General features: G+C 69.6%; 23 protein-coding genes and 1 pseudogene. 9 read left to right on the top strand and 15 right to left on the bottom strand.

Going from position 1 to position 21,966, the window contains the following annotated elements; all coding sequences use genetic code 11:
* Positions 1 to 25 precede the first annotated feature (25 nt).
* Positions 26 to 1,183: an MBL fold metallo-hydrolase gene (locus tag ASD30_RS06855; RefSeq protein WP_056678626.1), complete on the bottom strand. Its 1,158-nt coding sequence runs from the start codon at positions 1,181 to 1,183 to the stop codon at positions 26 to 28.
* A 182-nt stretch (positions 1,184 to 1,365) separates the two neighbouring features.
* On the opposite strand from ASD30_RS06855, the gene ASD30_RS06850 reads away from it, so the two are divergent.
* Positions 1,366 to 1,932: a MarR family winged helix-turn-helix transcriptional regulator gene (locus ASD30_RS06850; protein ID WP_056678623.1), complete on the top strand. Its 567-nt coding sequence runs from the start codon at positions 1,366 to 1,368 to the stop codon at positions 1,930 to 1,932.
* 10 nt (positions 1,933 to 1,942) lie between these two features.
* Here ASD30_RS06850 and ASD30_RS06845 read toward each other — a convergent pair whose 3' ends face one another.
* Together ASD30_RS06845 and ASD30_RS06840 are read right to left on the bottom strand one after the other, a co-directional pair.
* Positions 1,943 to 3,880 carry a YhgE/Pip domain-containing protein gene (locus ASD30_RS06845; RefSeq protein WP_056678621.1) on the bottom strand — a complete coding sequence of 646 codons (1,938 nt, stop codon included), beginning with the start codon at positions 3,878 to 3,880 and terminating at the stop codon, positions 1,943 to 1,945.
* Positions 3,880 to 5,058: a GNAT family N-acetyltransferase gene (locus ASD30_RS06840; RefSeq protein WP_056678618.1), complete on the bottom strand. Its 1,179-nt coding sequence runs from the start codon at positions 5,056 to 5,058 to the stop codon at positions 3,880 to 3,882. The genes ASD30_RS06845 and ASD30_RS06840 overlap by 1 nt, the downstream gene beginning before the upstream one ends.
* Before the next feature lie 75 nt (positions 5,059 to 5,133).
* Here ASD30_RS06840 and ASD30_RS06835 point away from each other — a divergent pair, with 75 nt between their 5' ends.
* Positions 5,134 to 5,772 carry an SDR family oxidoreductase gene (locus ASD30_RS06835; RefSeq protein WP_056678616.1) on the top strand — a complete coding sequence of 213 codons (639 nt, stop codon included), beginning with the start codon at positions 5,134 to 5,136 and terminating at the stop codon, positions 5,770 to 5,772.
* A 3-nt stretch (positions 5,773 to 5,775) separates the two neighbouring features.
* Here the strand turns inward: ASD30_RS06835 and ASD30_RS06830 are convergent, their stop codons facing one another.
* Positions 5,776 to 7,347, bottom strand: coding sequence for an acyl-CoA synthetase (locus ASD30_RS06830; protein ID WP_235532522.1), 1,572 nt, complete (start codon positions 7,345 to 7,347; stop codon positions 5,776 to 5,778).
* Positions 7,348 to 7,411: 64 nt separating this feature from the next.
* On the opposite strand from ASD30_RS06830, the gene ASD30_RS06825 reads away from it, so the two are divergent.
* The 5 genes from ASD30_RS06825 to ASD30_RS06805 all read left to right on the top strand — a co-directional run bounded on the left by ASD30_RS06825 (position 7,412) and on the right by ASD30_RS06805 (position 12,198).
* Complete coding sequence (locus ASD30_RS06825; RefSeq protein WP_056678609.1) at positions 7,412 to 8,074, top strand: hypothetical protein; 663 nt, start codon at positions 7,412 to 7,414, stop codon at positions 8,072 to 8,074.
* Between the two features lie 126 nt (positions 8,075 to 8,200).
* Positions 8,201 to 8,569 carry a YciI family protein gene (locus ASD30_RS06820; RefSeq protein WP_056678606.1) on the top strand — a complete coding sequence of 123 codons (369 nt, stop codon included), beginning with the start codon at positions 8,201 to 8,203 and terminating at the stop codon, positions 8,567 to 8,569.
* A complete protein-coding gene (locus ASD30_RS06815; RefSeq protein WP_056678603.1) occupies positions 8,566 to 9,795 on the top strand; it encodes an RNA polymerase sigma factor in 1,230 nt (409 codons plus the stop codon). Before ASD30_RS06820 ends, ASD30_RS06815 begins: the two co-directional genes overlap by 4 nt.
* Before the next feature lie 140 nt (positions 9,796 to 9,935).
* Positions 9,936 to 10,529: a Flp pilus assembly complex ATPase component TadA gene (locus ASD30_RS06810; protein WP_200951079.1), complete on the top strand. Its 594-nt coding sequence runs from the start codon at positions 9,936 to 9,938 to the stop codon at positions 10,527 to 10,529.
* Positions 10,477 to 12,198, top strand: coding sequence for a recombinase family protein (locus ASD30_RS06805; protein WP_162250922.1), 1,722 nt, complete (start codon positions 10,477 to 10,479; stop codon positions 12,196 to 12,198). The genes ASD30_RS06810 and ASD30_RS06805 overlap by 53 nt, the downstream gene beginning before the upstream one ends.
* On the opposite strand, the gene ASD30_RS26440 is transcribed toward ASD30_RS06805, so the two are convergent.
* From ASD30_RS26440 to ASD30_RS06795, 3 genes are all read right to left on the bottom strand, one after another.
* Positions 12,195 to 12,416 (bottom strand): hypothetical protein, encoded by a 222-nt coding sequence (locus tag ASD30_RS26440; RefSeq protein WP_156393530.1) that lies wholly within the window; start codon positions 12,414 to 12,416, stop codon positions 12,195 to 12,197. The genes ASD30_RS06805 and ASD30_RS26440 overlap by 4 nt on opposite strands.
* 478 nt (positions 12,417 to 12,894) lie before the next feature.
* A complete protein-coding gene (locus ASD30_RS06800) occupies positions 12,895 to 14,091 on the bottom strand; it encodes a hypothetical protein (RefSeq protein ID WP_056678598.1) in 1,197 nt (398 codons plus the stop codon).
* The gene (locus ASD30_RS06795; protein WP_056678597.1) at positions 14,081 to 14,434 is read right to left on the bottom strand and encodes a hypothetical protein; all 354 of its coding nucleotides are present in this window, start codon (positions 14,432 to 14,434) and stop codon (positions 14,081 to 14,083) included. The genes ASD30_RS06800 and ASD30_RS06795 overlap by 11 nt, the downstream gene beginning before the upstream one ends.
* A 213-nt stretch (positions 14,435 to 14,647) precedes the next feature.
* On the opposite strand from ASD30_RS06795, the gene ASD30_RS06790 reads away from it, so the two are divergent.
* Positions 14,648 to 15,559: a hypothetical protein gene (locus tag ASD30_RS06790; RefSeq protein WP_056678594.1), complete on the top strand. Its 912-nt coding sequence runs from the start codon at positions 14,648 to 14,650 to the stop codon at positions 15,557 to 15,559.
* Here the strand turns inward: ASD30_RS06790 and ASD30_RS26435 are convergent.
* From ASD30_RS26435 to ASD30_RS06760, 8 genes are all read right to left on the bottom strand, one after another.
* Positions 15,556 to 15,720 (bottom strand): hypothetical protein, encoded by a 165-nt coding sequence (locus tag ASD30_RS26435; RefSeq protein ID WP_156393529.1) that lies wholly within the window; start codon positions 15,718 to 15,720, stop codon positions 15,556 to 15,558. The two genes, ASD30_RS06790 and ASD30_RS26435, sit on opposite strands and share 4 nt — an antisense overlap.
* Positions 15,721 to 15,737: 17 nt before the next feature.
* Positions 15,738 to 15,971, bottom strand: a complete 234-nt coding sequence (locus ASD30_RS06785; protein WP_056678591.1) for a hypothetical protein — start codon at positions 15,969 to 15,971, stop codon at positions 15,738 to 15,740.
* Between the two features lie 94 nt (positions 15,972 to 16,065).
* Complete coding sequence (locus ASD30_RS06780) at positions 16,066 to 16,590, bottom strand: thermonuclease family protein (RefSeq protein ID WP_056678587.1); 525 nt, start codon at positions 16,588 to 16,590, stop codon at positions 16,066 to 16,068.
* 179 nt (positions 16,591 to 16,769) lie between these two features.
* The gene (locus tag ASD30_RS06775; RefSeq protein ID WP_056678585.1) at positions 16,770 to 17,486 is read right to left on the bottom strand and encodes a hypothetical protein; all 717 of its coding nucleotides are present in this window, start codon (positions 17,484 to 17,486) and stop codon (positions 16,770 to 16,772) included.
* Positions 17,483 to 17,638 carry a hypothetical protein gene (locus tag ASD30_RS26430; RefSeq protein ID WP_156393528.1) on the bottom strand — a complete coding sequence of 52 codons (156 nt, stop codon included), beginning with the start codon at positions 17,636 to 17,638 and terminating at the stop codon, positions 17,483 to 17,485. Before ASD30_RS26430 ends, ASD30_RS06775 begins: the two co-directional genes overlap by 4 nt.
* Before the next feature lie 124 nt (positions 17,639 to 17,762).
* Complete coding sequence (locus ASD30_RS06770) at positions 17,763 to 18,170, bottom strand: hypothetical protein (protein WP_056678582.1); 408 nt, start codon at positions 18,168 to 18,170, stop codon at positions 17,763 to 17,765.
* 407 nt (positions 18,171 to 18,577) lie between these two features.
* A complete protein-coding gene (locus ASD30_RS06765) occupies positions 18,578 to 19,867 on the bottom strand; it encodes an ATP-binding protein (RefSeq protein WP_056678579.1) in 1,290 nt (429 codons plus the stop codon).
* A gap of 68 nt (positions 19,868 to 19,935) precedes the next feature.
* Positions 19,936 to 20,280: a hypothetical protein gene (locus tag ASD30_RS06760; protein WP_056678577.1), complete on the bottom strand. Its 345-nt coding sequence runs from the start codon at positions 20,278 to 20,280 to the stop codon at positions 19,936 to 19,938.
* Between the two features lie 149 nt (positions 20,281 to 20,429).
* Between ASD30_RS06760 and ASD30_RS06755 the strand changes: the two are divergent.
* A pseudogene (locus ASD30_RS06755) lies at positions 20,430 to 21,832 on the top strand (IS1380 family transposase).
* Positions 21,833 to 21,966: the final 134 nt, after the last annotated feature.

Genomic DNA, 21,966 nt, shown 5'->3' with positions numbered 1-21,966 from the left:
AGTCATGCTGTGGGCCCGGTTCGGCTCAGCGGCGTGGACCGTAGGCCATCTGCTGCAGGTCGTGCCCGACCACTACGTCACCGCGGTACGTCGAGCGCACCGCGCGTCGCCAGGTCGAGTCACCGACCTCGCGCGGATCCCCGGGCCCGATGTGCGCGAGCGCAACGCGTCGCACTCCCGCCTCCGTCGCCACCCGCCCGACGTCTTCCGGGGTGGTGTGCGAGCTGGCGAAGAAGTCCAGCAACGCTTGCGGGTAGCCGATCCCGGCGTAGTAGGGAATGTGCAGGGTCTCGTGCACCAGGAGATCGGCGTCGGCAGCCAGACGGACCACGTTGTTGCTGACCGCGGTGTCCCCGGAGAAGACGAAGACTCCGTCCTCGGTCTCGAAGCGGTAGCCGAAGCTCGGGAAGACCGGCGGGTGCTGCACCAACGTGGCGCTGACCCGGACCCGGTCGTCCTCGAAGACGACGAACGGCTCCATGTCCGGGGCGACGTCACCGTCCGGTGTCGCGCCGACGGACTCCGGCGGCAGCAGGTCGTGTGCGTCGATCAGGGACGCAAGGCCGGGGCGGCTGTTGTAGCGGGTGCGGATGTTCAGGTCGTAGGCCCAGCCGTCGACCGCGCCTGCCAGCAGCTCCGACGTACCCGGGGTCGGGTTGTCGGGGTTGGCGAGCGGCGCCGGGTCCACACCGGGAGTGGGTGCGGGCAGACCGTGCGGATTCCCGGGGCCGTACACCTGCACCGGGTCGACGATTCCGTGCCCACCGGTGCCCCACCCGAGCATGAACAGGTTGAACAGGTCCGCCACGTGGTCGGAGTGCAGGTGCGTCACGAACACTCCGCGCAGGGACTCCATGGGTACTCCGGACTGCACCAGCTTGCGGACCGTGCCGTACCCCGCATCGACGAGGTAGGACCGGTCGCCGACGACCACCAGGCTGCTGCAGCCCTGACGTCCCGGCTCGGGGAAGGGGCCGGCCGCCGTGCCGAGCAGGATCACCTTCGTGCGAGCGTCCCGGAGCTCGCCGCTGAGCTGGGTCGCGTCCGGCGGCTGGTGCCCGCGTGGCGTGCGCCCGGCTGCAGCGGCGAACGGCGTGCAGCAGAGGTCGGCGGCTGCGACGGCGCCGAGGCCCAGCCCGGTCGCGAGCAGCCCGCGCCGGCCCACGTGTGTCGCGTTGTCCATGACCAAGCCTTCCTGTGGGGGTGTCAGCCCGCTGATGTGGTCCATCGAATATCTGTAAGATCTTGATCTATAAGGACTTACAGAATTACCTTGCCGGTAAGATAGGTCGCGGCCCGACGGTCAGTCAAGGGCCACCTAGGATCATTCTTCGACGCAGGGCGGACAGCTGGTCGGAGGGCGAGATGGCACGAGGCCGAGGGAAACGGGACACCCCCGAGGACGAGGTCGACCTGATCATCGCGGAGTGGCGCGATGAGCGCCCCGACGTGGACGCCGCCAGTATCGGCGTCTTCGGGCGGGTCAGTCGGCTCCTGCCCCTGCAGCGAGCCGCGGCGGCGCATCTGCACCGCGAACACGGGCTCTCGGTCGCTGCGTTCGACGTCCTGGCCAGCCTGCGCCGCTCCGGGTCGCCGTTCCGCAAGACCGTCGGCGAGCTCGCCGCCTCCTCGCTGCTCACCTCGAGTGCGGTCACCCTGCGACTGGACAATCTCGAGCGCGACGGCCTGGTACGCCGGGTCCGCACCGGCGGGGATCGACGTCAGGTCTTCGCCGAGCTCACCGAAGACGGGCTGAGACGGATCGACGCCATCTTCGACGAGCACATCGCGCTGGAACGGCGACTGTTGCGCCAGCTCGACCCCACGGAGCAGGCCGAGCTGAGCAGGCTGCTGCGAAAGCTCTCGTTCTCGGTCCGTGACGAAGCCCCTGACGACGATCTCGAGAGGGAGGATGATCGCCGCATCCGGTGATCCGAGAGGGTCAGAGCACCAGCTCGGGGCGGACGCGTTTGGCCGACCAGACCCGTTGCTTGCGGGCCACCCGGCTGGTCACGAGCAACGCGCCGATGCCCCACGCGGCCAGCACCAGTACGTCGGTGAGCACACGCGCCTCGAGCCCGCCGTACATCAGCTGCCGGAGGCCGTCGACGGTGTAGCTCATCGGCAGCACGTGGTGCAGCACGTAGAGCGGCTGCGGGATCGTCTGCCACGGGAACGTGCCGCCGGCGGTGACGAGCTGCATCACCATCATCACCAGCCCGAGGAACTGGCCGGCCGTGCCGAGAAGCGCGTTGAGGGCGTGGATGATCGCGATGAAGACGGCCGAGGAGAGCATCAGGAACAGCAGCGTGGTCGGCACGTGCACCGGTCTGATGTCGAGGGCGATCGTGACCACCGCCAGCATCACGGTGACCTGGGCCAGGCCGAGCAGCATCGGCGTGTACCAGCCACCCAGGGCCACCCGCAGAGGCGTCTGGTTGGCCGCGAGCGCACGTTGGGACAGCGGACGGACCAGTAGGAACAGCACGTAGCCGCCGATCCAGGCGGCCAGGGCCAGGAAGAAGGGGGCCAGCCCGGCGCCGTACGACGCGGCCTCGGCCTGCGAGCTCGAGCGGATGTCGACCGGGTCGCCGATCGTGCTGGCGACGCGGCTGCGGGTCTTCGCATCCATCGTGGGCACCTGGGCGGCCCCGTCGCGGAGGCCGTCACGCAGCTTCACGGCTCCGTTGCGGAGCTTGACCAGCCCGGTGTCGAGGTCGCCGACCCCGGTCTTGAGGGTGGTGGCGCCCTCGGACAGCTGGCCGGCGCCGTTGGACAGCTTCGTCGCACCGTCGTGCGCGTCGGAGATGCCCTTGACCAGTGCGGGCACCGCTGCGGCGAGCTTCTCGTTGCCGTCGGCGACCGCGTCCGCCCCGTTGGCCAGCTGGTTCAGCTTGTTCCTGGCGTCGCGGGCCTTGGCGTCGGCCTCGCGGATCGGCTGGCCGACCCGGTCGTAGAGCGCCAGGATCCGGGTGCGCTGTGCCTGGGTCAGGCCCATGGCGCGCAGGTCGGTGGAGAGGTCGGCACGGTTGTCGCGGTAGCGGGTGCGCACGTCTCCGACGGCAGAGGCGGCCAGTCGTCCGTACGACGCGACCGTCGCGTTGCCGTTGGCAACCTTGCGTGCCCCGGTGGCGAGCTGGCGGGTCTGGCCCGGCAGGGCGGCGGTGCCGGACTCCAGGGTGCCGAGCCCGGTGCTCAGCTCGGAGGCACCGTCGGCGAGGGTGTCGGCTCCGGTGGCCAGGCGGCCGGCCCCGCGCTCGAGCTTGCCGACGCCGGTGCGGGCCTGGGTCAGGCCCTTGACCAGTCTGTCGGCGCCATTGGCCCCCTTGAGCAGGCCGCTGCGCAGATCGGCGATGCCGAGCAGGAACGTGTCCGTGGCCTCCTTCGAGAGCCGGGTGGCGATCGCGTCGCGCACCTTGTCGGTCACTGTGTTGGCGATCGTCGTGGAGAGATAGGAGTTCGCGTCGTTGGTGATCATCTGGAGTCGCGCCCGCTCCGGGTCGGAGGTCCCGGCACTGGTCAGGGAGGCGGAGAAGTCTCGTGGGATGGCCAGCGCGAAGTCGTAGCGGCCCTCGCTGACACCTTCCTCCGCCTCCTCGCGGCTGACCTCCTCCCACCCGAAGTCCTTGCGCTCGAGGAGCTCGTCGGCCACGTCACGACCGGCCTGCATCTCCTCGCCGGCGGTGTCGGTGGCACCGGTGTCCTCGACGACCAGGGCGGCCGGGACGTGGTCGAGGTTCGCGTAGGGATCGTGGTTGGCGTAGAGGTACAGCCCGGCGTACAGCGTCGGCACCAGCATCAGCGCGAGCACGGCGATCTTGGGCAGCCGCCCCGCGGTCAGGCGACGCAGCTCGGTCCAGGCAATGCGCAGTGACGTCATCAGGCACCTTCCTCGGGGCCGATCGTGAAGCGGTGTACGTCGGCGGGCAGGTCGACGGCAGCGCTGGCGGTGACCAGCACGCCGAACCCGCCGTCAGCCAGTGAGCGGGCCAGCTCGAGCCAGCTGCCCGGATGCAGCCCGTGGCGCTCGGGATAGGTCACCACGACGAACCGGGTGCCGGGCCGCAGGGAGGCGAGTCGGGCCAACGCGCCGACCCGTGCCTCGGGCGGTACGTCGTCGACGGTGCTGTCGGCGTACGCCTCGATGCCCTCCTCGGCCAGCCACGAGAGCACGGCCGCCTTCGATGCCTTGCGCTTCGCCATCGCGAGCTCCTCGCCGACGATCGTGCGCAGGGGCACGCTGCCGTCGGGCTCGCTCACCCCGGGTACGTCGACCAGGGCAACGGCCTTCTGCAGCTTCGTGGGGTCCTGCGAACCGTCGAGGGTGACCTGCCCTGCCGACAGGGGGAGCCGACCGGCCAGCGCCAGGGCCAGCGCGGTGTGGCCGCTGCCCGGACGGCCGAGAGCCACGGCGACCTCGCCCTCATCGAGGGCCAACGTGGTGCGGGGGAGCAGCGGCTTGCTGCCCTGGTGTGCCTCGACGTCATCGGCGTACAACGTCGAGGGACGGGCTGCCTCAGACGCGTGGCGTTCGTAGCGGTAGGCATCGACCTTGCCGGTGCGGATCGTCGTGCCGCCGGCCTCGAGCGCCACCCGACGCATGCCGTTGGCGGTGAGCACGTGCTGGCTGGCCGTGTTCTCGACTGCGGCGTGGGCGACGACGGTGGGCAGTTCGAGGTCGTCGAAGGCATGCTCGAGCGCGATCCGGCAGGCCTCGGTCATCGTGCCGGTACCGCGCACCAAGGGGTGTGACCAGTAGCCGACCTTGGCCCGCGTGCCCGGCTCGATGTCGAAGAGGTTGATCGCACCGACCAGCTCGTGGGTGGTCGGGTCGGCCACCGCCCACGTGATCTTGCTGCCCTCTGCCGCAGCCAGTCTCGAGGCCTCGATCCACTCGCGCGCGTCGTCCTCGTCGTACGGCGACGGCATGCTGCCCAACCACTTCTGGGTGCGCGGATCGCGGCAGGCCTCGACGATGCGGGGGATGTCGTCCTCGGCGAGGGGCCGCAGGACAACTCCGTTGCCGGAGAGGATCGGTGCCTGGTTCGCGGTGGTCACCCGCGTCACTCTAGGAGGCGGGGTTGACCGCGCCACGTAGCGTGACAGGCGAGCCGACTCCCAAGGAGGTAGCGCATGTCACGCATCGCCATCATCGGCGGCCACGGCAAGGTCGCCCTGCATCTCGCCCGCATCCTGTCCGGCGCGGGCCACCAGGTCAGCTCCGTGATCCGCAACCCCGACCATGCCGCCGACGTGGCGGCGACGGGCGCGACACCGGTGACCGCCGACGTCGAGCACCTCGACACCTCAGCCCTGGCCGAGCTGGTCGCCGGCCACGACGCGGTGGTCTTCTCGGCCGGCGCCGGTGGAGGCAGCCCCGACCGCACGTACGCCGTCGACCGCGATGCCGCGATCCGGGTCGTCGACGCGGCGGCACAGTCCGACGTACGACGCTTCGTGATGGTGTCCTACTTCGGTGCCGGGCCCGACCACGGTGTGCCGTCCGACAACTCGTTCTTCCACTACGCCGAGGCGAAGGCCGCTGCCGACGAGCACGTGCGGGCCTCGTCCCTGGACTGGACGGTGCTCGGCCCGAGCACCCTCACCGAGGAGCCCGCCACCGGCAAGATCGACGTCGGCGGTTCGTCGGCGTCGGTCTCCCGCGAGGACGTCGCGCTGGTCGCGGCCACTGTGTTGGGCGACGACGCCACGATCAAGCGCACGATCGAGTTCAACAACGGCGCGACGCCGATCGCCGAGGCCCTGGCCTGACGGTCAGGTGCCCGCGATGTCGCCGTGCTCGTCGCGCAGCTGCCGCTTGAGGATCTTGCCGCTCGGGTTCTTCGGCAGCGCGTCGGCGATCACGACGTACTTCGGTGTCTTGTAGCCGGCCAGCACCGTCCGCGCGTGCTCGATGACCTGGTCGGCGGTCAGCGTCGTGTCCGGCTTGGGTACGACGACCGCGGTGACCGCCTCGACCCACGTCGGGTGGTCCACCCCGAAGACCGCGACCTCGGCGACTCCGTCGAGCTTGTAGATCGCCTCCTCGACCTCGCGGCTGGCGACGTTCTCCCCACCCGTCTTGATCATGTCCTTCTTGCGGTCCACGACGAAGAGCCGCCCCGCCTCGTCGACGTACCCGAGGTCGCCGGAGTGGAACCAGCCGTTGCGGAACGCGTCCGCGGTCTTCTCCGGGTCGTTGTAGTAGCCGAGGGTGGCGTGCGGTGAGCGGTGCACGATCTCGCCGACCTCGCCCGTCGGCACCGTGGTGTCGGAGTCGTCGACGATGCGGGTCTCGACGTTGAGGGCCTGGCGCCCGGCGGATCCGGCACTCGAGAGCTGCTCTTCGGGGCCGAGGATCGTGGCCAGCGGCGCCATCTCGGTCTGGCCGTAGAAGTTCCAGAGGTCCACCTGCGGCAGGCGCTCGCGCATCTCCTTCAGCACCGCGACCGGCATGGCCGAGGCGCCGTAGTAGCCCTTGCGCAGCGAGGAGAGGTCGGTGCTGTCGAAGTCGGGGTGGCGCAGCAGTGCGATCCAGATCGTCGGGGGCGCGAAGAACTTGGTGACCTTCTCGGCAGCGATGGTCCGCAGGATCGCGCCGGCGTCGGGCCCAGGCAGGATGATGCTGGTGGCGCCGAGGTAGACGTCGGGGCCGAGGAAGCAGTCGAGCTGCGCGCAGTGGTACATCGGGAGCGTGTGCAGCTCGACGTCGTCGGCCGACATGGAGCCGTCGATCGTGCAGGAAACGTACTGCCACATCAGGGCCCGGCTCGAGAGCAGCGCGCCCTTGGGTCGCGACTCGGTGCCGGAGGTGTACATCAAGCGCACCGGGTCGTCGTCCGCGACGAGCACGCTCGGCGCGTCGCCGTCGTGCTCCAACCAGGTGCGTACGTCGGCCCAACCGGCCGGTGGCGCTGCCCCGATGGCGACCCGGCGGGTGACATTTCCACCGGACTTCATCGCGTCTTCCGCGGTCGGCACGAGCGCCTCCTCGACGACGAAGGTCCCGGCTCCGCTGTGGTCGAGGATGAAGGCGATCTCGTCGGCACCGAGCATGAAGTTGACCGGCACCAGCACGGCGCCGATCCGTGCCGACGCGAAGGCGAGCACCGCGAACTGCCAGCAGTTGTGGGAGAGCAGCGCGACCCGGTCTCCCTTGGCGATGCCGTCGGACGCCATACCTGCCGCGGTCGCGTCCACCCGGGCCTCGAACTCGGCGAACGTCAGCCGGGTCTCGCCGTCGATGATCGCGGTCTTGCCCGGGCTCCGCTGCGCCGTACGCCGGGGGAGGTCGCCGAGGGCCTGCTGGCGTGCGGTGCGGACCAGGTCGTCGTGCGTGCTCGTCATGTCGCCGATCATGGCACGACGGGCGTCACGTTTCGCCGGTTCAGAGGCGGGTGATACTTCCGTCATGACGTCACGTGCCGTTGCCCTGTTCAAGAGTTGGGCCTGGGCCCTGGTGCCGCTGTGGACGATCGGCATCGGGACGGGCGCGATCATGGCCCACGCGGCCGTGAAGAAGCGCAGTCTCTGGCAGGCACTCACGGTGCCGTTCTACTTCGCCTCACTCGTGCTGCTGTTCGCGGCGGACCCCGACTACGGGGGCGTGCAGGAGGTGCTGTTCGGCACGGCGATGGGCCTCAACATCGGCGGTGGTCTCATGCATGCCGTCGCGATCCGCGGCTGGGTGTTCGCCGACTCCCTGCGCCCGAACGATCGCCTCGTCGACCGGCAGCGCCTCGCCGTGGCCGCCGTACGCCAGCAGGCCGAAGCGCGTCGTACCGCGCGCGAGCTGCTGGCCGCCCAGCCCGACGTGGCGAGGGAGCTCCTGATCGGTCGGCCGGACGTGCCGAACCGGCAGTACCCCGACGGCGGGCTGGTCGACGTGAACAAGGTGCCGGCCGAGGTCCTGGGCGGCCATCTCTCCCTGAAGCCCGAGGTGGCCCGGCACATCGTCGCGATCCGGGACCGCGTCGGCGGTTTCTCGTCGTACGACGACATGCTGCTGCTGACCAACGTCGATCCCGGCCAGACGAACCCGGTCTCCGACCTGATGGCGTTCGGCGTCCACTGACCTGCCCGGTCGCGGCCGCAGAGAAGAATTCGTGGAATTGTTTCGTCGGAGCTGTCGTATCCGCCTGACCGGTGACGACCACCGGGTGTTCGCCCACACCGGGCGGCACCCCATGAGGAGGACACCATGAAGTACCTGATCCTGATGCACGTCGACCCCACCGTGCTCGAGAACCTGACCGAGGAGCAGCAGAAGCTGCTCGGCGAGGGCCACGGCGCCTTCATGGCCGAGACCAAGGAGAACGGCGAGTTCATCTCGACCCAGGCGCTGGGCGACCCGAGCAGGTCGAAGGTCGTGCGCCCCGGAGGCGACGGGCCCGAGGTGACCGACGGTCCGTTCGTCGAGGCCAAGGAGTTCCTGGGCGGGTTCTACCTGCTCGACGTCGAGGACGAGGCACGTGCGGTCGAGCTGGCCCGGAAGATCCCGGACGTGCAGATCCCCGGGCTGGCCGTCGAGATCCGCCCGGTGGTGTTCTCCGACCTGGGCGACGGGTGACCACTCCGGTGACCCCCGACGAGGGCCTGTGGCGCGAGCTCGCACCACAGGCCCTCGCCAGGTTGCTGCGCACCTACGGACGCGACCAGTTCGAGCTCTGCGAGGACGCCGTGCAGGACGCGCTGCTCGACGCGCACAGGCAGTGGGCGACCCGGCCGCCCGACGATCCCCAGGCCTGGCTGTGTGAGACGGCCCGCCGGCGGTACGTCGACCGGGTGCGCAGCGACGCCAGGCGCCGGGCCCGCGAGACCCGGGTGGCGCTGCTCGAGGAACCGTTGGACGGCGAGGCAGAACCCGGCGACGACGCGCTGCTGCTGCTCCAGCTCTGCTGCCAACCGGACCTGCCGCGGTCGGCCCAGGTGGCGCTGACGCTCAGGGCGGTGGCCGGGTTGAGCACGGCGCAGATCGCCAACGCCTACACCCTTCCCGAGGCCACGATCGCGCAGCGGATCACCCGCGCCAAGCGCCGCCTCAAGGACCTCGACGGCGACCTGCCCAGGCCCGGCCACGCGGAGGAGCGACTGCCTCCGGTGCTCGACGTCCTCTACGTGATGTTCACCGAGGCCCACCACACCACGAGCGGTGCACCGGTGCGCGACGCCGACCTGGCGGGCGAGGCGATCCGCCTCACCCGCCTGTTGCGGCAGGCCGTGCCGGACTCGACGGATGTGGCAGGCCTGCTCGCCCTCATGCTGCTCACCGAGGGACGCCACCCGGCCCGTGTCGGCGAGCTGGGACAGCTGATTCCCCTCGACGAGCAGGACCGGACGCTGTGGAACCACACCTTGATCGACGAGGGGCTGGCCCTGCTCGACGAGGTCGTCCCCGGTGCGCAGCCGGGCCCCTACCTTCTCCAGGCCTGCATCGCGGGCGTGCACGCGCAGGCCGCCGACACCGAGTCGACCGACTGGGACGAGATCCACGCGCTCTACACGGTGCTCGACGCCGACACCGGCGGCCGCAACCCGGTGATCGCCCTGAACCGCATCGTCGCGCAGGCCATGGTGCAGGGGTACGCCGCCGCGCTGTCGGCGCTGGACGACCTCGTGGCGAACCATCCGGACCTGCCTCGGGCGGACGCCGTACGCGCCCATCTGCTGGAGCGTTCGGGCCGTGACGCCGAGGCGGTTGCGGCCTACCGACGCGCGATCGCCGCGACCGTCAATGCCGCCGAGCAGCGTCACCTGCGCGACCGACTGCGCAGACTCGTCCACGTGGAGGAGTGAGCGGCAACCCCAGTCGTGGTGGGCGTCGGGCGCGCGATGACGGGAGGGTTTTCCACAGGCTGGGTGAGCGGGCATGGTCAAACGGGTTGAACCTGACATATAACAGTCGGGCAGCATCCCATCTCGGGGACGGGGACCCAGTGACCACCACATACGCTGACGCACACGCCGCGTTGGTCAGCGAGCTCGATGCGCGGGTGCGTGAGGTCGTTCGTCGTGACGGTGTCGATCCACAGTCGGAGGCGGCCGTCGTACGCCGCATCGCGGAGCAGGTGGTGCGTGCCCACGACGAGCGCAGCCTCACCGGGCAGGTGGCCTCGGTCCCGGACCCTCAGGGGGTGGTGGGTGAGTTGGTGGCGCGGGTCTCCGGGTTCGGCCCCTTGCAGCCCTACCTCGACGACCCGAGTGTCGAGGAGGTGTGGATCAACGACCCGAGCCAGGTCTTCGTCGCGCGGCACGGCCGCCACGAGCTGACCAACACGGTGCTCACCACCGGCGAGGTCCAGGAGCTGGTCGAGCGGATGCTCAAGTCCAGCGGGCGACGTATCGATGTCTCGGCGCCGTTCGTGGACGCCATGCTGCCCGAGGGGCACCGCCTCCACGTCGTGCTCGAAGGTATCTCGCGTGGCTTCACGGCGGTCAAGACCGCAATGCCTAAAACCACTGCTAGATTCTGGTGGCATGCAGCAGCAGCGAGGTTTGCCCCAAGCGCCCGCGATCTACGCGAGGATTAGCCTCGACCGCACTGGACAAGCCCTCGGTGTCCAGCGGCAGATCGAAGCATGCCGCGAACGATGCGAGGCGCTCGGCTGGCCTGAGCCGAAGGTGTACTCAGACAACGACATTTCTGCACGCTCTGGCAAGCGTCGCCCCCGTTTCGAGCAACTTCTGGCTGACGTGCAAGCCGGGTATGTCGATGGGCTAGTCGCGTGGCACCTCGACCGAGTGTTGCGGCGAGTGGTCGACTTGGAGCGGGTGCTGGATGCGATCGAGGCTCAGCGGTCCGCGATCCCGGTGGTGTTTCTCCAGGCTGGCGAAATCGACCTAACCACCCCGTCCGGCCGCCTTCTCGCCCGGATCCTCGCTGCCGTCGCCGCCAACGAAGGCGACGTGAAGTCTGCCCGTCTTTCCGCGCAACGAGCACAGGCTGCGCAGGCAGGTCGGGCCCATGGACCGCTCGGGTATGGCTATGACGATGAGCAGCGCATCATCCCCGAGGAGGCTGGCGTCATCCGAGACGTTGCACGCCGGCTCATCGAAGGTGACTCGCTGTACTCGATCGCGGCCGACCTGAACGAGCGCGGAGTGCCTACCCCTGGTAGTGGAAAGTGGGACGCGAGGCGGGTTCAGCGGGCCGCCGAACGGGACGAGCGTCAAGCTGTCACCGCCGTCATCGAAGGCGCGCGCAGCAGCAGTTCCCTCACCCCTGGCGCTCTCGCGCGCCTATTGCGGAAGGCTGGCGGAAACGCCGAGGTGTGCTCCGCAGCTTGGGTCCGCGACCAACTCTGGGTCGAACATGTCACGTCTCACGATCACGGTCTGGACGACTCGACCATTGCCCGGATGCTGTTTGCGGCCGGCGTGCCGGCGGACCGGTCATACTGGCGGGCTGCGAACGTGCGCGCAATGGTTCGCCGCGGATCACTGTGTGGCTGGCGCGAGTTCAGCCCCGGCCAGCGGGGAGGCTATGGCGAGTTGATCTCGCCGGGGGACTGGACCCCGATTCTGTCCAAGGAAGCGATTGAGGACATCCGGCTGGTTACAGACCGACCCCGGACAAAGCGTGGCCGTGAGCCGAAGTATCTGCTCGCGGCCATTCTTAAGTGCGGCAAGTGCGGCTCTAGCCTGGCCGGGTCACCAACCCGCAACGGCGGTCCGTTCCGGTATGCCTGCTCCAAGCAGCCGGGCCGACCGCACACCTGCGGTGGCCTTACCATCGCAGGGCCTCAGACTGATCGGATCGTCTCTATGGCCATCATTGACGCGGTCGCGGAGGCCAAGGTCCGCTCAGGTACCGCCCAACGCCGCACCGCCAACGGTGCTGCGGCACGCGGGGCCGAGGAGACAATTGCCGAAATCAGTCGCTTGCGGAAGCACTACGGCCTGGAGTTCGCAGCTGGGCGATTGCACCAGGAAGAGTGGGATGCCGTGCGCGAGGGGTGGGCGCTCCGCCAGCGCGAGGCAGAACGCGTGCTGGGGACGTGGGCGCCAAACCTGCACGCGGTGCTGTCTGATGTGCCGAAAGACCGTCCAGACATCGAGAAGTGGTGGGAATCGGCGTCTGTACGACGCAAGCGAGAGATCGTCCAGGTGCTAGTCGAGAGGATCGAGATCGCGCCTCGAGAGAAGATCAACAACAGGTTCGACGATTCACGGATCGGTGAGCCGGTTTGGAGGATCTAGGCTGCGGGCAGGCCCGATCGCTGAGACTGCGGGCCCTCCAAAGCCATGATCTCGGCGAGTCGATTGAGCACTCCGGATCCGGTGATCACAGGAGATTTGCCCTGCTTGGCACGGGCCTCGCGTGCTCGGCGCGAGTAAGCGTTTGCCATGTCATCGAGCGTGCGCTCCCGCAGCGCGCCAGCGTTGGCGCTTTCAGTGGTGTGGACTGATTCGTTCACGGGGCTGCTCCTTGGAGACCGGAGACGGTGTCTGGTCACCTAAGGAAGGACGTGGCGTCCGTACGATCACCTTCCGCGGAACATCGACTCACCCCGAGCCATGCCGCGGGTGCCTGTGGCGCTGGGTGTAGTTGGGCGACTCAGCGTGAAGGAGCGTGACCGCCTGTATGAGGTGCTTCCGCTAGATATTTACTGTGTAGCTCGGCATTGGAACAGCTGCGAGGGGCATTTGCCCGGCTGCCCGCGTGCACCTCGAGCTCGTGGTTGAGTGACGCCGCGCTCGCCCTGTTGCTCGATTCAACCGTTCTCGCGCTGGCTCGACGAAGAGCCTCGACGAAAGGGCGAGGTGCGCTAACGATCTTGCGGGCAAGAATGTCTACCGGCGAGATCCATACGACGTCGCCAACTGGATCGGCGGCGACGAGGCCGGCCTCGATGTCGTTGTGCGCTCGGATGGACAGCGCTCGAGCTGGTCCGGTCAGGTTGGGTGCCTCGGCCTTCTCCGCGACGACATACGCCACTCCGAGCTTGACTCGAGTGTGTGGAGGGTCGCGTCGATGCCGGGCAGAAGGCCGGGCCTGGCGGCAATGACATCGAGGCTGGCCATGGTGGTGGAGGCGTGGGTCAGCTCGCGGTAGGCGGCACGAACTTCGGCGGCCTTGTGCATCAGGTCGGGGTCAAGACGAGCATCTGGGGCAGTGAGGTCGCCCCAGCGGCTGGCGAGGTTGCTCCACGCACGGCCGGCCTCGGCGATCGCCGGTGAGAGCCGGTCAGTGGGCTCGAGGTGGCCGGCGAGCTGTGCGGCGTCGACGAGCACCATGGCGGCGCCGGCGATGAGGCCCTGGGTGCGGGTGATGAGGACCATGTTGGTCGGCCATGCGTCGGAGGCGAGGGTGCGGTGGGCCTGGATGTCCCACCCGGCGAGGGCCCGGGAGATCCGGGTGTCGTCCTCGATCGGTCGGTTGGCTTCGCCCCGGAGCGCCTGGGTGAACCGTCCGTCGAGGTACCTGCCCGCGGCCGCCTCGGAGACGGCCATGCGGCGGATCCACTCGGTGGTCGGCGGTACGGCGTAGGGGGAGTGACGCCGGTTGAGCTCGATGGGCCGGTTAGTGCCGAGGGCGTCCTGGTACCGGTTGTGGCCGTGCTGGTGCAGGGAGACACCGACGGCGTGGGCGCTGACGTACAGGGCGTGCATGATCCGGGCGCGAGCGGCCTCGAGGTCGCGGTAGCTCTCGGTGCGCTGGACCGGGAGGTCGGCGCCGAAGCGGTGCACCAGGTCGCTGGCGTGACCGAGGGTCCTGGTCATCTGGGTCATGCGCCGATCGGGCTGGCTCACCGGTGGCCAGCTGGTGCTACGCAGGCTCCTGCCGATCGCGTCCCCGACCGAGACCAGGCGAGTGATGGGTTCGTCGCGGGTGTGCGCGCCTGCCCCGAACTGCTGCCCGGGCAGGCTGCTCCACAGCGTCGCCGCGGCCGCGACGAGGTCGGGCCAGCCGTGGAGGAGTCGGCCGGCGTCGTCGCCGGCGACGTCCATCAGGAGGTGGCGCGCCGTGTGGTCGACGTCGTGCAGCAGCTCGCCGACGGTGCGGATGTCCCGAGATGTGAGCGGGATCTGCGTGGTGTCGAAGAGCGCGTCGTCGACGTCGGCGAAGCCGCTCCGGTGGTCAGCATCCAAGGTCGCGTGCCTCCCGGATCAGGTCGCACAGGTCGACCACGAGCTGGGAGCTGTTGACCAGGTCGGGGCGGTGGGCTGGGAGCGGCCGGGTGAGTTCCTCCGCGGCCGTGAGCAGCTGCAGCGCGCTCTGCCCTTCGAGGTCCTCCTGGTCGACGTCGGGCAGCCGGTAGTCCTCGGGGAGGAGCGAGCTGGCCCGTGCTTGTGCCAGGTAGACGCCGAGACCGAGGGACTGCAGCGGTGAGTCTGGTTCCGCCCCTTCCCAGGCGCGGGTGGCGGCCTGGTGGAGCAGCTGGGCGATGGAGCCGAGGCGGTCCCAGGTGTCATCGGCGGTGAGGGTGTGCACGGGGTGGTTCCTTTCGGTCGGAGTCGTCCGGGATCGGGTCTGGTTCATGAACCCATGGCGGGGCCGGTCCCTGCTCTGGCGTGGATTGGGGCTGTGGATAACTCCGTTGTGTCGGCGGCTGGGCACAAACTGGTCTCGTTCGCCTAGGTCGCGCGGAGGTCGTCGGACGATCACCCCGCGGCAAAGTCGAGAGATTCGCACTAGTGTTGACTGATGGAGGTGGTCGAGATGAAGGTCCCGATGACGGTGCTGAGGGTCGTGACCCTCGGGCCTGCGCTGCTGGTGAGCTTCGTGCTCGCCGTGGTGGTGTTCGCGCTGCTGCCGCCGGCGCTGGGCCTGGTGCTGTTCCTGGCCTCGGCGGCCGTGCTGGGCGCGTTGGCGCTGGGCCAGCTCGAGGTGGTGGCGATCGGGTTGCTGACCCAGTCGCGGCCGGCGACGGAGGCCGAGTTCCGGGTGATGGCGCCGTTCCTGGCCGAGCCGGCTGGCCGTGGCGTCGACGTCGGTTCCCTGTACGTGCGTCGTGTGCAGCGGCCGCAGACGCCGGTGGCGTTGGCGATCGGGCACAGGGCGGTGGTCATCACGCCGGGCCTGGTGGAGGGGACCTACCGCGGCGGCGTGACCGGCGCGGAGGCGGTGGCGGTACTGGCGCATGCTGTCGGTCGGCGTCGTGCAATCCGCCCGCGGCTGGAGGCTGCGGTGCTGGCGGCCACGACGCCTTGGCGGATGGTGGTGGCCACCTTCCGCTGTGTGGGTCGGGCGTTTGCCTGGCTGCCGTTCATGCGGGTGGCCTGGACGCTGCGCGGCGTCGTGGGCGTGATCTGCGTGGTGCAGTCGGTCACTGAGGGCCGGACCTGGCCGGGGCTGCTGGGTGGGGCGGTCATCGCGCTGACCTACCTGGTGCCGACGGCCGGCCGCGTGATCGAGGCCCGGGCGGAGGTTGCTGCGGACCAGCTGGTGGTCGAGCTCGGGCTGGGCGGGGTGCTGGCGGGACTGCTGCGCCGCTACGGGCAATCCGATGACGCTCGAGCGGCTGGCAGCGCCTCGAAGCGGCCGCGGAGCCGCCTCAGCGGCCGCGGCTGCACCTGGTCCCCGGCTGAGCCGCTCGTGGGCAGTCCACGCACCTAGTCGTCGTCCTGGAAGCCGGACGTCGAGTGGTGGACGCAGCCGCGGCCGTCCCCGACGTGCGGCTTGTGGTTCATGCACGGCAGCGGGCCGAGCTTGTGCGAGCAGTCGACCCATCGCACGGTCGACTGACTGGGGGCGGCCGGGGTGATCGGGGCAGCCATCGCTGACACCTCCTGGCCTATCGGCGAGGGCCGCGGCGGCGGCCGAGCTGGGGGCGCTGGTAAGCGGCGGTGTCGGTGTGGTCGTGCTGCCGGCCCGATCGTTGGACCTGCGCGATCTCGGCGTCGGGGGAGGGGCCGGTATCGGCGGCCGCGGCCTGCGCGGCGGCTTCCTCGGTGGCCCGGATCTCATCGGCGCGCTGGCGGGCCTCTTCCTCAAGTGCTACTTCCTCGCGAGCGGTGTAGTCGCTCATGGTTACTCCCAGTGGATCCGCGGACCGGCACCGGCTGCGCCGGTCCTCCTGGTCTCCTAAGTCCGGCCCAGGCGTGGGGGCGATCACATGGTGCTCAGCAGTTGCCCCACAGGCCGGTCTCGGCGCCGTGGGCGTCCTGTGCGGCCGCGGCGAAGTCGGTCTCGCGAGCGAGCTGCTGGTCGGTGTCGTAGACCCGTGCTGCGCCGGCGGCCAGGAGCTCGCGGGCTGCGTCGGTGCCGGCGTGGTCGACATAGCGCAGCATCCGGCCGTAGCGGTCTCGGTCGGGCTGGCCGATGTCGGTGGTGAGGAAGACGGTGCTGCCAACCGGTGCCAGCTGCTCGAGCTGCTCGGTGGCTTCGGTGGAGTAGCACTCGGCCGGCGTCGGGGGATGGGCGACTTCGGGGGCGTCGATGCCGAGCAGGCGGACTCGGCCGAGATCGCCTCCGTCGAGGTCCTCGACGCGAAGCGTGTCGCCGTCGAGGACCACCACGACCCGGACTCGGGTCGCGGTCGCCTCGCTGCCAGCGGGGTCGGCGGGGGCGCCGGGCAAGGCAGCCTTGATCCCGCCGGCGGCGAGGACGGCGATCGCCGCGGTGGCGATGCCGCCGAGGGCCTTCACCTGGCCACCCGCAGCTGGGCCGCTCGCCGGCGCCGGAACCGCCCGCTGCTGTTCGCGGAGGCCGGGGGAGCGGGATGTTGGCCGGGATCTGCTCGTCGACGTCGAGCCCGCTCATAACGGCGCCGGCCGGGCAAGGTGCCGGCCGCCATGGTCGAGGTCTATGGCGTCCTCATCCCGCCCTACCGAGCCGGGGACCCGGTGGCCGGGGCGGCGGCGCTGGCATCCGGGTCCCGGCCGTGCTCGGACATCCGGCGGCGGGCGTTGTCGGAGATCTCGGCGGCGATGCCGGCCGACTGCCGGGCGCTGGTCGCAGCGTGGTCGACGACGTCCCCGAGGAGGCGAACGTCCTCATCAGCGCGGCCGAGCTCCTTGCCGGCAGTGCGGATGCTGCGGTCCAGGGTGACCGGTTCGAGCAGCGCCGGCGGAGTGACGTCCTGGCTGGCTCGGCGCGCGCTGTCGACGTGCTGGGCGGCGAGCTGCGCCACCGGCTTGGCAAGCGCGACCATCTCGCCGACGACCGCGATGCGTGGCTTCAGCTGCGCGACGTCGCCCGCGACGACGGGATTGGAGGGTTCGGCCAGGTCGAGGAAGCCGCGGGCCTCGGCGAGCGACTCCGAAGCGCGGTTGAGGTGCCCGAACAGCTCGCGGGTCAGCTCCGGCATCTCGTTGCAGCGGGTCTGGAGCCGACCCAGGTGCTCGCTGGCCGCCCCGAGGTAGAAGTCACCGCGGTCGGTGAGTCTCGCCTTGGCTGAGTCGAGCTCGGCGTCGTCGAGCACGCGGAGTGCGGAGGTGATCGTGGTCTGGATGTCCTCAACCACCCGTCGGGCGCGGCCCACGGCCCGCTCGGCGACGAAGACGGCGTCGGCGGCGCGCAGCGTGGTGTCGGTGGACGTCATGCCGATTCGCCTCCTCCGCTCTCGGGCGCCGGAGAGCTGCTGGGCGGAGGCACGAGCTCACACAGCCGGTCGAGCGAGGCCAGGGCCTGCTCGAGGTGATCGCGGACCTCCTGAACAGGGTCACGATCGGGGGTATCGGTGGGCGTGCTCACGGGCAGCTCCTTGGTGGACCGGGTACATGTCTCAGTCACCAAAGGAAGCCCGGCCCGCCGGGACGATCACCGAGCCGAAGAAATCTGGATCCGGCGCCGGCTCACCGAAGCCCGGTGGGTGTTCCTAGGGCTGGTCCCAGTTCATCGACTCCTGGCCGTCGTCGACGCCCTGGCTGATGATGTGGGCGGTGGCGTTGTGGGCGGCGCTGAGGTGCTTGTGGAGGTCGACCGCGAGGCCGCGCGCCTCCTCCAGATGGAGTCGCGCGACGCCGATCGCCATGGACGGATCGGACTCGTCGGGCATCGAGTCCATGCTGAGCACCTGGTTGGCCAGGGCCTGCTCGAGCGTGCTGGACAGCTGCGAGAATGCCTGTGGGAACGCGGCCGCGATGTCGGCGAACTCAGCGAGCTGGTCAGACGTCTCGGCCGGGATCCGGTCCCGCTCCCACATCGTGATCCGGTTGAAGCCGAAGACGTGTTCGCGAGCCGCCTTCGCGTGCGCTGTTGCCTCGAGTCCGCCACCGTCGTCCACCTGCTGCTCCTTCGGTCATGATGTGGTCTCTGGTTGTCGAAGTGTCGCTGATCGCGGCCGGTGTTCGCTCGGCCGACGGCGCGGCTGTGGATAACCGGTCAGGGGCTCCCAACAGGGCCGGGGGCGGGAGACTGAGCGGCCATGGACGACCAGGGGGCTCTGATCGCACGAAGGGCGTCAATGCCACTGCCGCGTGGTTCAACGCCCCGGCCGACGTGGAGGCCTACCCCCGGCGCGCCGCAGCGGTGGGGAGTGGAACGCCTACTGCGCGCCGGCACTATAAGCACTAAGGACGCCACCGTCGACGAGCTGCTCGACGACCTCGCCGAGGTGGCGCGACCAACGCCAATCGGCGAATGGCATCGCCGAGCTCGAGGCGGTTCTACGTTGCCAAGCTGCCGTGAGCTCTACAGCTGCGGCGTGTCGTGACCGCCGTCGGAGGCGGGCGGGAGTTCGCGCCGCCGGCGGCCGGCACCGAGCCGGCCCAGCGCCGGGTCCGTGGCGTCCGAGGGCGCTCCGGTGGCCAGCGTCTCCCGGATGTAGCGGTCGAAGCCGGGCATGGTGAATCGGAGCTCGCCGTGCCCGACCGGCTCGATGATGCCCTTGTCGATCAGGCGTTCACGGGGAACACCCAGCGCCTGGGTGGGTCGCTCGAGCGTCGCGGCGATCTCCGCGCGCGTCACCGTCGTGCTGCCGGCGCCCGCCATGACGGCCATGATCTTCTTCTCCAGATCGCTCGCGGCCGCCCAACGTGCGGAGTACATGGTGGTCAGCTGGTCGTCGGCGACCGGAAGCCCGGCGTTCACGTCGTCGATGTCGAGCACAACGCCCTCACGTGATGGGCGCGCCGCCTCCCAGGTGGCGTGTGCGAGAACCTGCAGCAGGTAAGGGAAGCCCTGGGCCTCCGACACGACCGCTTGCAGGGCCTGGGAGGTCCAGTGAACTCCCAGGTCGTCCGCGGGCTCGGCCACCGCCGTCTCCGCGGCCGCGGGTTGAAGTCGTGGGAGGGTGAGGAAGGTGCTGCGCTCCCCGAACGTGGCCGCCTTGACCAGGGCCGCGGGCGCCGAGGGCAGCCCGGCGCCGATCACGGCGAAGGGGTTGTCCTCCCGTTTCCCGGCCAGGTTCTGCATCGCGTTGAGAAGGACCGCGAGGTCGTCGCGCGCAGCGGCGTGCAGCTCGTCGACGAAGACGACCAGGCCCGCGCCGCCGCGGCCGCGCACCTGCCTACTCGTCTCGTGCAGGAGGTCCTCGAGGGCTGAGATCCGGGCGCCTCGCGGCGGGTCGCCTTCATAGCGGTCCGCCGACGCCGAGGCGCTCACCTTCACGACGCTGGGCACGCCGATCTCCACGCCGATTCGCTCCAGGCGGAGACCCCACCGTCCCTTCTCGGCGCGGGGCAGGATGTCGGCAGTCTCGATCGCTTTCCCGATCCGGCTTACCAGGTCCGGCAAGAACGGGGCGCTGCGTCGACAGGAGACCCAGGCGGTGATGAATCCATGCCCCTCAGCGTCGCGCTGTGCCTCGCGCAGGAGCGAGGTCTTCCCAACACCACGCGGGCCCTGAAAGACCAGGAGCGGACCACCCATCTCGCCGTAGGTTCCGATCCGGCTCAGGTAGCCGCGAATGCGGTTCTGCTGCTCCTCCCGGCCGGCCAGCACCCGAGGCAGCTCGCCCGGAGAGTAGGGGTTCGGCAACATCAGGATCTCCCATACATCTTGTTACACGTCAGCCATGTGTAACGACCTGTATGCCCGCGGCGCGCTGCTCAACGGGTGATGCCGCGCGCGTCGGCCGCGCCGCCGGCGAGCAGTGCACGGACCGTGAGACGACGGCGGGCCGCGCCGTCCGGACTCTCGGCCGCGGGACCGACCTCTTCGACGTCGCGACTGGGACGGCTATGTCGCACCGGCGGATGGGCGGCCTCGCTGAGAGATTCGGCCAGGTCCTCGACGTCGGCCTCCAGAACACGCTCAAGGAGGTCGGCGATGCTCGTCGGGGAGCCGTCGCACTCGGCCGCCAGGGAGGCGGCCAGTTGGTCGAGCGCGGCGTTGCCGAGCGCGGTGAAAATGACGAATCCGGGACCCGTGTTCTCAGTTTGGGCTGTGCTCATGGTCCACCTCGCTTCCTGGTCACCTAAGCCTCGATCCACCGATGAGGTCGGTCGGGTGAGCGTGCCGTGAAGTGAGAATGCCCTTACGTGCTGGAAGAATTTGACTTCTCTAGGGTCCAATTCACGCCATCACGAAGGGCATCTCGTAGATGCAACTTTGCCACACGCCCCGCGCGACCTCGGCGGTGTTCGATGATCCGAATCTCGTGTCGTCGGCCGGGCTGGTCCCGGTCCTCACACTGGCCCAGTCCGCGGGGCTCCAAGAACTGGCCCAGACGCATCTGATCGTCCCGACCGACAAGGGCGCGAACGCCGGACTGAAGGTCACCTCGCTCGTCGCGGGAATGGTCGCCGGCGCGGACAGCATCGATGACATGGCTCTGCTGCGCCACGGTGGGATGGGACGGGTGTTCGCAGGCGCCTACGCGCCCTCGACCCTAGGTTCGTTCCTGCGCTCGTTCAGCTTCGGTCACGTCCGTCAGCTCGACGCGGTCGCCTCGAGGTTCCTGACCCAGCTGGCTGCCCAGGCACCGCTGGTCGCTACCTCAAGTGACTCCGGCGAGAGGGTGTGATGGTCGACATCGACGACACCATCATCGAGGTCCACGGCTACGCCAAGCAGGGTTCGAGCTACGGCTACTCCGGGGTCCGCGGACTCAACGCGCTGCTCGCGACCGTGTCGACCAGCGCGTCGGCGCCGGTGATCGTGGCCCAACGGCTCCGGAAGGGATCGTGTGGTTCACCGCGGGGCGCGGCCCGGCTGGTCGCGGACGCGTTGAAGACGATCGGCTCGTTGTCCCCGGCGACGCCGTTGGTGCGTGCCGACTCCGCGTTCTACGGCTACGCCACGGTCGGTGCTGCGCTACGAGCTGGCGCCGATGTCTCGGTCACCGTCCGGATGGATCCCAAGGTCAAAGCCGCAATCGCCACCATCGATGACGATGCGTGGACCGCCATCGAGTACACCGACGCCATCTTCGACGAACCCACCAGCACCTGGGTCTCTCGCGCCGAGGTCGCCGAGATTCCGTTCACCGCGTTCACTTCCAAGAAGAAGGCGGAGCAGGTCACCGGACGGCTCGTGGTCCGCCGGATCCCCGACCTCAAACCCAGCGCCAAGAACGGTCAGGCCACTTTGTTCGACACCTGGCGCTTCCACGCGTTCTTCACCACCACCGACCCGGCCGTGGCAGACACCGTGGCCGCTGACAAGACCCACCGCGGCCACGCGATCATCGAACAGGTCCACTCCGACCTGAAGAACTCTGCGCTGGCGCACATGCCGTCCGGGGTGTTCAACGCCAACGCAGCCTGGCTGGTGCTGGCGGTCATGGCGTTCAACCTCACCCGAGCCGCCGCGACCATCACCGGCCCAGCCCTGGCCAAGGCCACCACCGCGACGATCCGCCGCAAACTCATCGCCGTCCCGGCCCGGATCGCCTCCTCGGCACGACGGATCACCATGCACCTCCCGGTCGGGTGGCCCTGGCAGGACGCCTGGCGACGGCTCTTCGCTCACGGCCAAGACCCGCCACCGATCGCGGCCAACTGACCGCAACGACGGCGCCGAAACCGTCGCCACCCTGGTGACCGTCCTCCGGCCTGGCAGCCGGCGGCATCATCTCCGCAAAGTCCACCCATTGGCGACTGTGCGCCTGAGTTCGCCGGACTCATAGTGGGGTAGCG

The sequence above is a fragment of the Nocardioides sp. Root140 genome (genome assembly GCF_001426745.1).
Classification (GTDB): Bacteria; Actinomycetota; Actinomycetes; order Propionibacteriales; family Nocardioidaceae; genus Nocardioides.
This window is presented reverse-complemented; position numbering and strand designations above follow the sequence as displayed.

Excerpts from the sequence above, each read along its gene's own strand:
- ASD30_RS06855 (WP_056678626.1), bottom strand. The coding sequence starts at position 1,183 with ATGGACAACGCGACACACGTGGGCCGGCGCGGGCTGCTCGCGACCGGG.
- ASD30_RS06850 (WP_056678623.1), top strand. The coding sequence starts at position 1,366 with ATGGCACGAGGCCGAGGGAAACGGGACACCCCCGAGGACGAGGTCGAC.
- ASD30_RS06845 (WP_056678621.1), bottom strand. The coding sequence starts at position 3,880 with ATGACGTCACTGCGCATTGCCTGGACCGAGCTGCGTCGCCTGACCGCG.
- ASD30_RS06835 (WP_056678616.1), top strand. The coding sequence starts at position 5,134 with ATGTCACGCATCGCCATCATCGGCGGCCACGGCAAGGTCGCCCTGCAT.
- ASD30_RS06830 (WP_235532522.1), bottom strand. The coding sequence starts at position 7,347 with ATGACGAGCACGCACGACGACCTGGTCCGCACCGCACGCCAGCAGGCC.
- ASD30_RS06825 (WP_056678609.1), top strand. The coding sequence starts at position 7,412 with ATGACGTCACGTGCCGTTGCCCTGTTCAAGAGTTGGGCCTGGGCCCTG.
- ASD30_RS06820 (WP_056678606.1), top strand. The coding sequence starts at position 8,201 with ATGAAGTACCTGATCCTGATGCACGTCGACCCCACCGTGCTCGAGAAC.
- ASD30_RS06805 (WP_162250922.1), top strand. The coding sequence starts at position 10,477 with ATGCAGCAGCAGCGAGGTTTGCCCCAAGCGCCCGCGATCTACGCGAGG.
- ASD30_RS06790 (WP_056678594.1), top strand. The coding sequence starts at position 14,648 with ATGGAGGTGGTCGAGATGAAGGTCCCGATGACGGTGCTGAGGGTCGTG.
- ASD30_RS26435 (WP_156393529.1), bottom strand. The coding sequence starts at position 15,720 with ATGGCTGCCCCGATCACCCCGGCCGCCCCCAGTCAGTCGACCGTGCGA.
- ASD30_RS06785 (WP_056678591.1), bottom strand. The coding sequence starts at position 15,971 with ATGAGCGACTACACCGCTCGCGAGGAAGTAGCACTTGAGGAAGAGGCC.
- ASD30_RS06775 (WP_056678585.1), bottom strand. The coding sequence starts at position 17,486 with ATGACGTCCACCGACACCACGCTGCGCGCCGCCGACGCCGTCTTCGTC.
- ASD30_RS06765 (WP_056678579.1), bottom strand. The coding sequence starts at position 19,867 with ATGTTGCCGAACCCCTACTCTCCGGGCGAGCTGCCTCGGGTGCTGGCC.
- ASD30_RS06760 (WP_056678577.1), bottom strand. The coding sequence starts at position 20,280 with ATGAGCACAGCCCAAACTGAGAACACGGGTCCCGGATTCGTCATTTTC.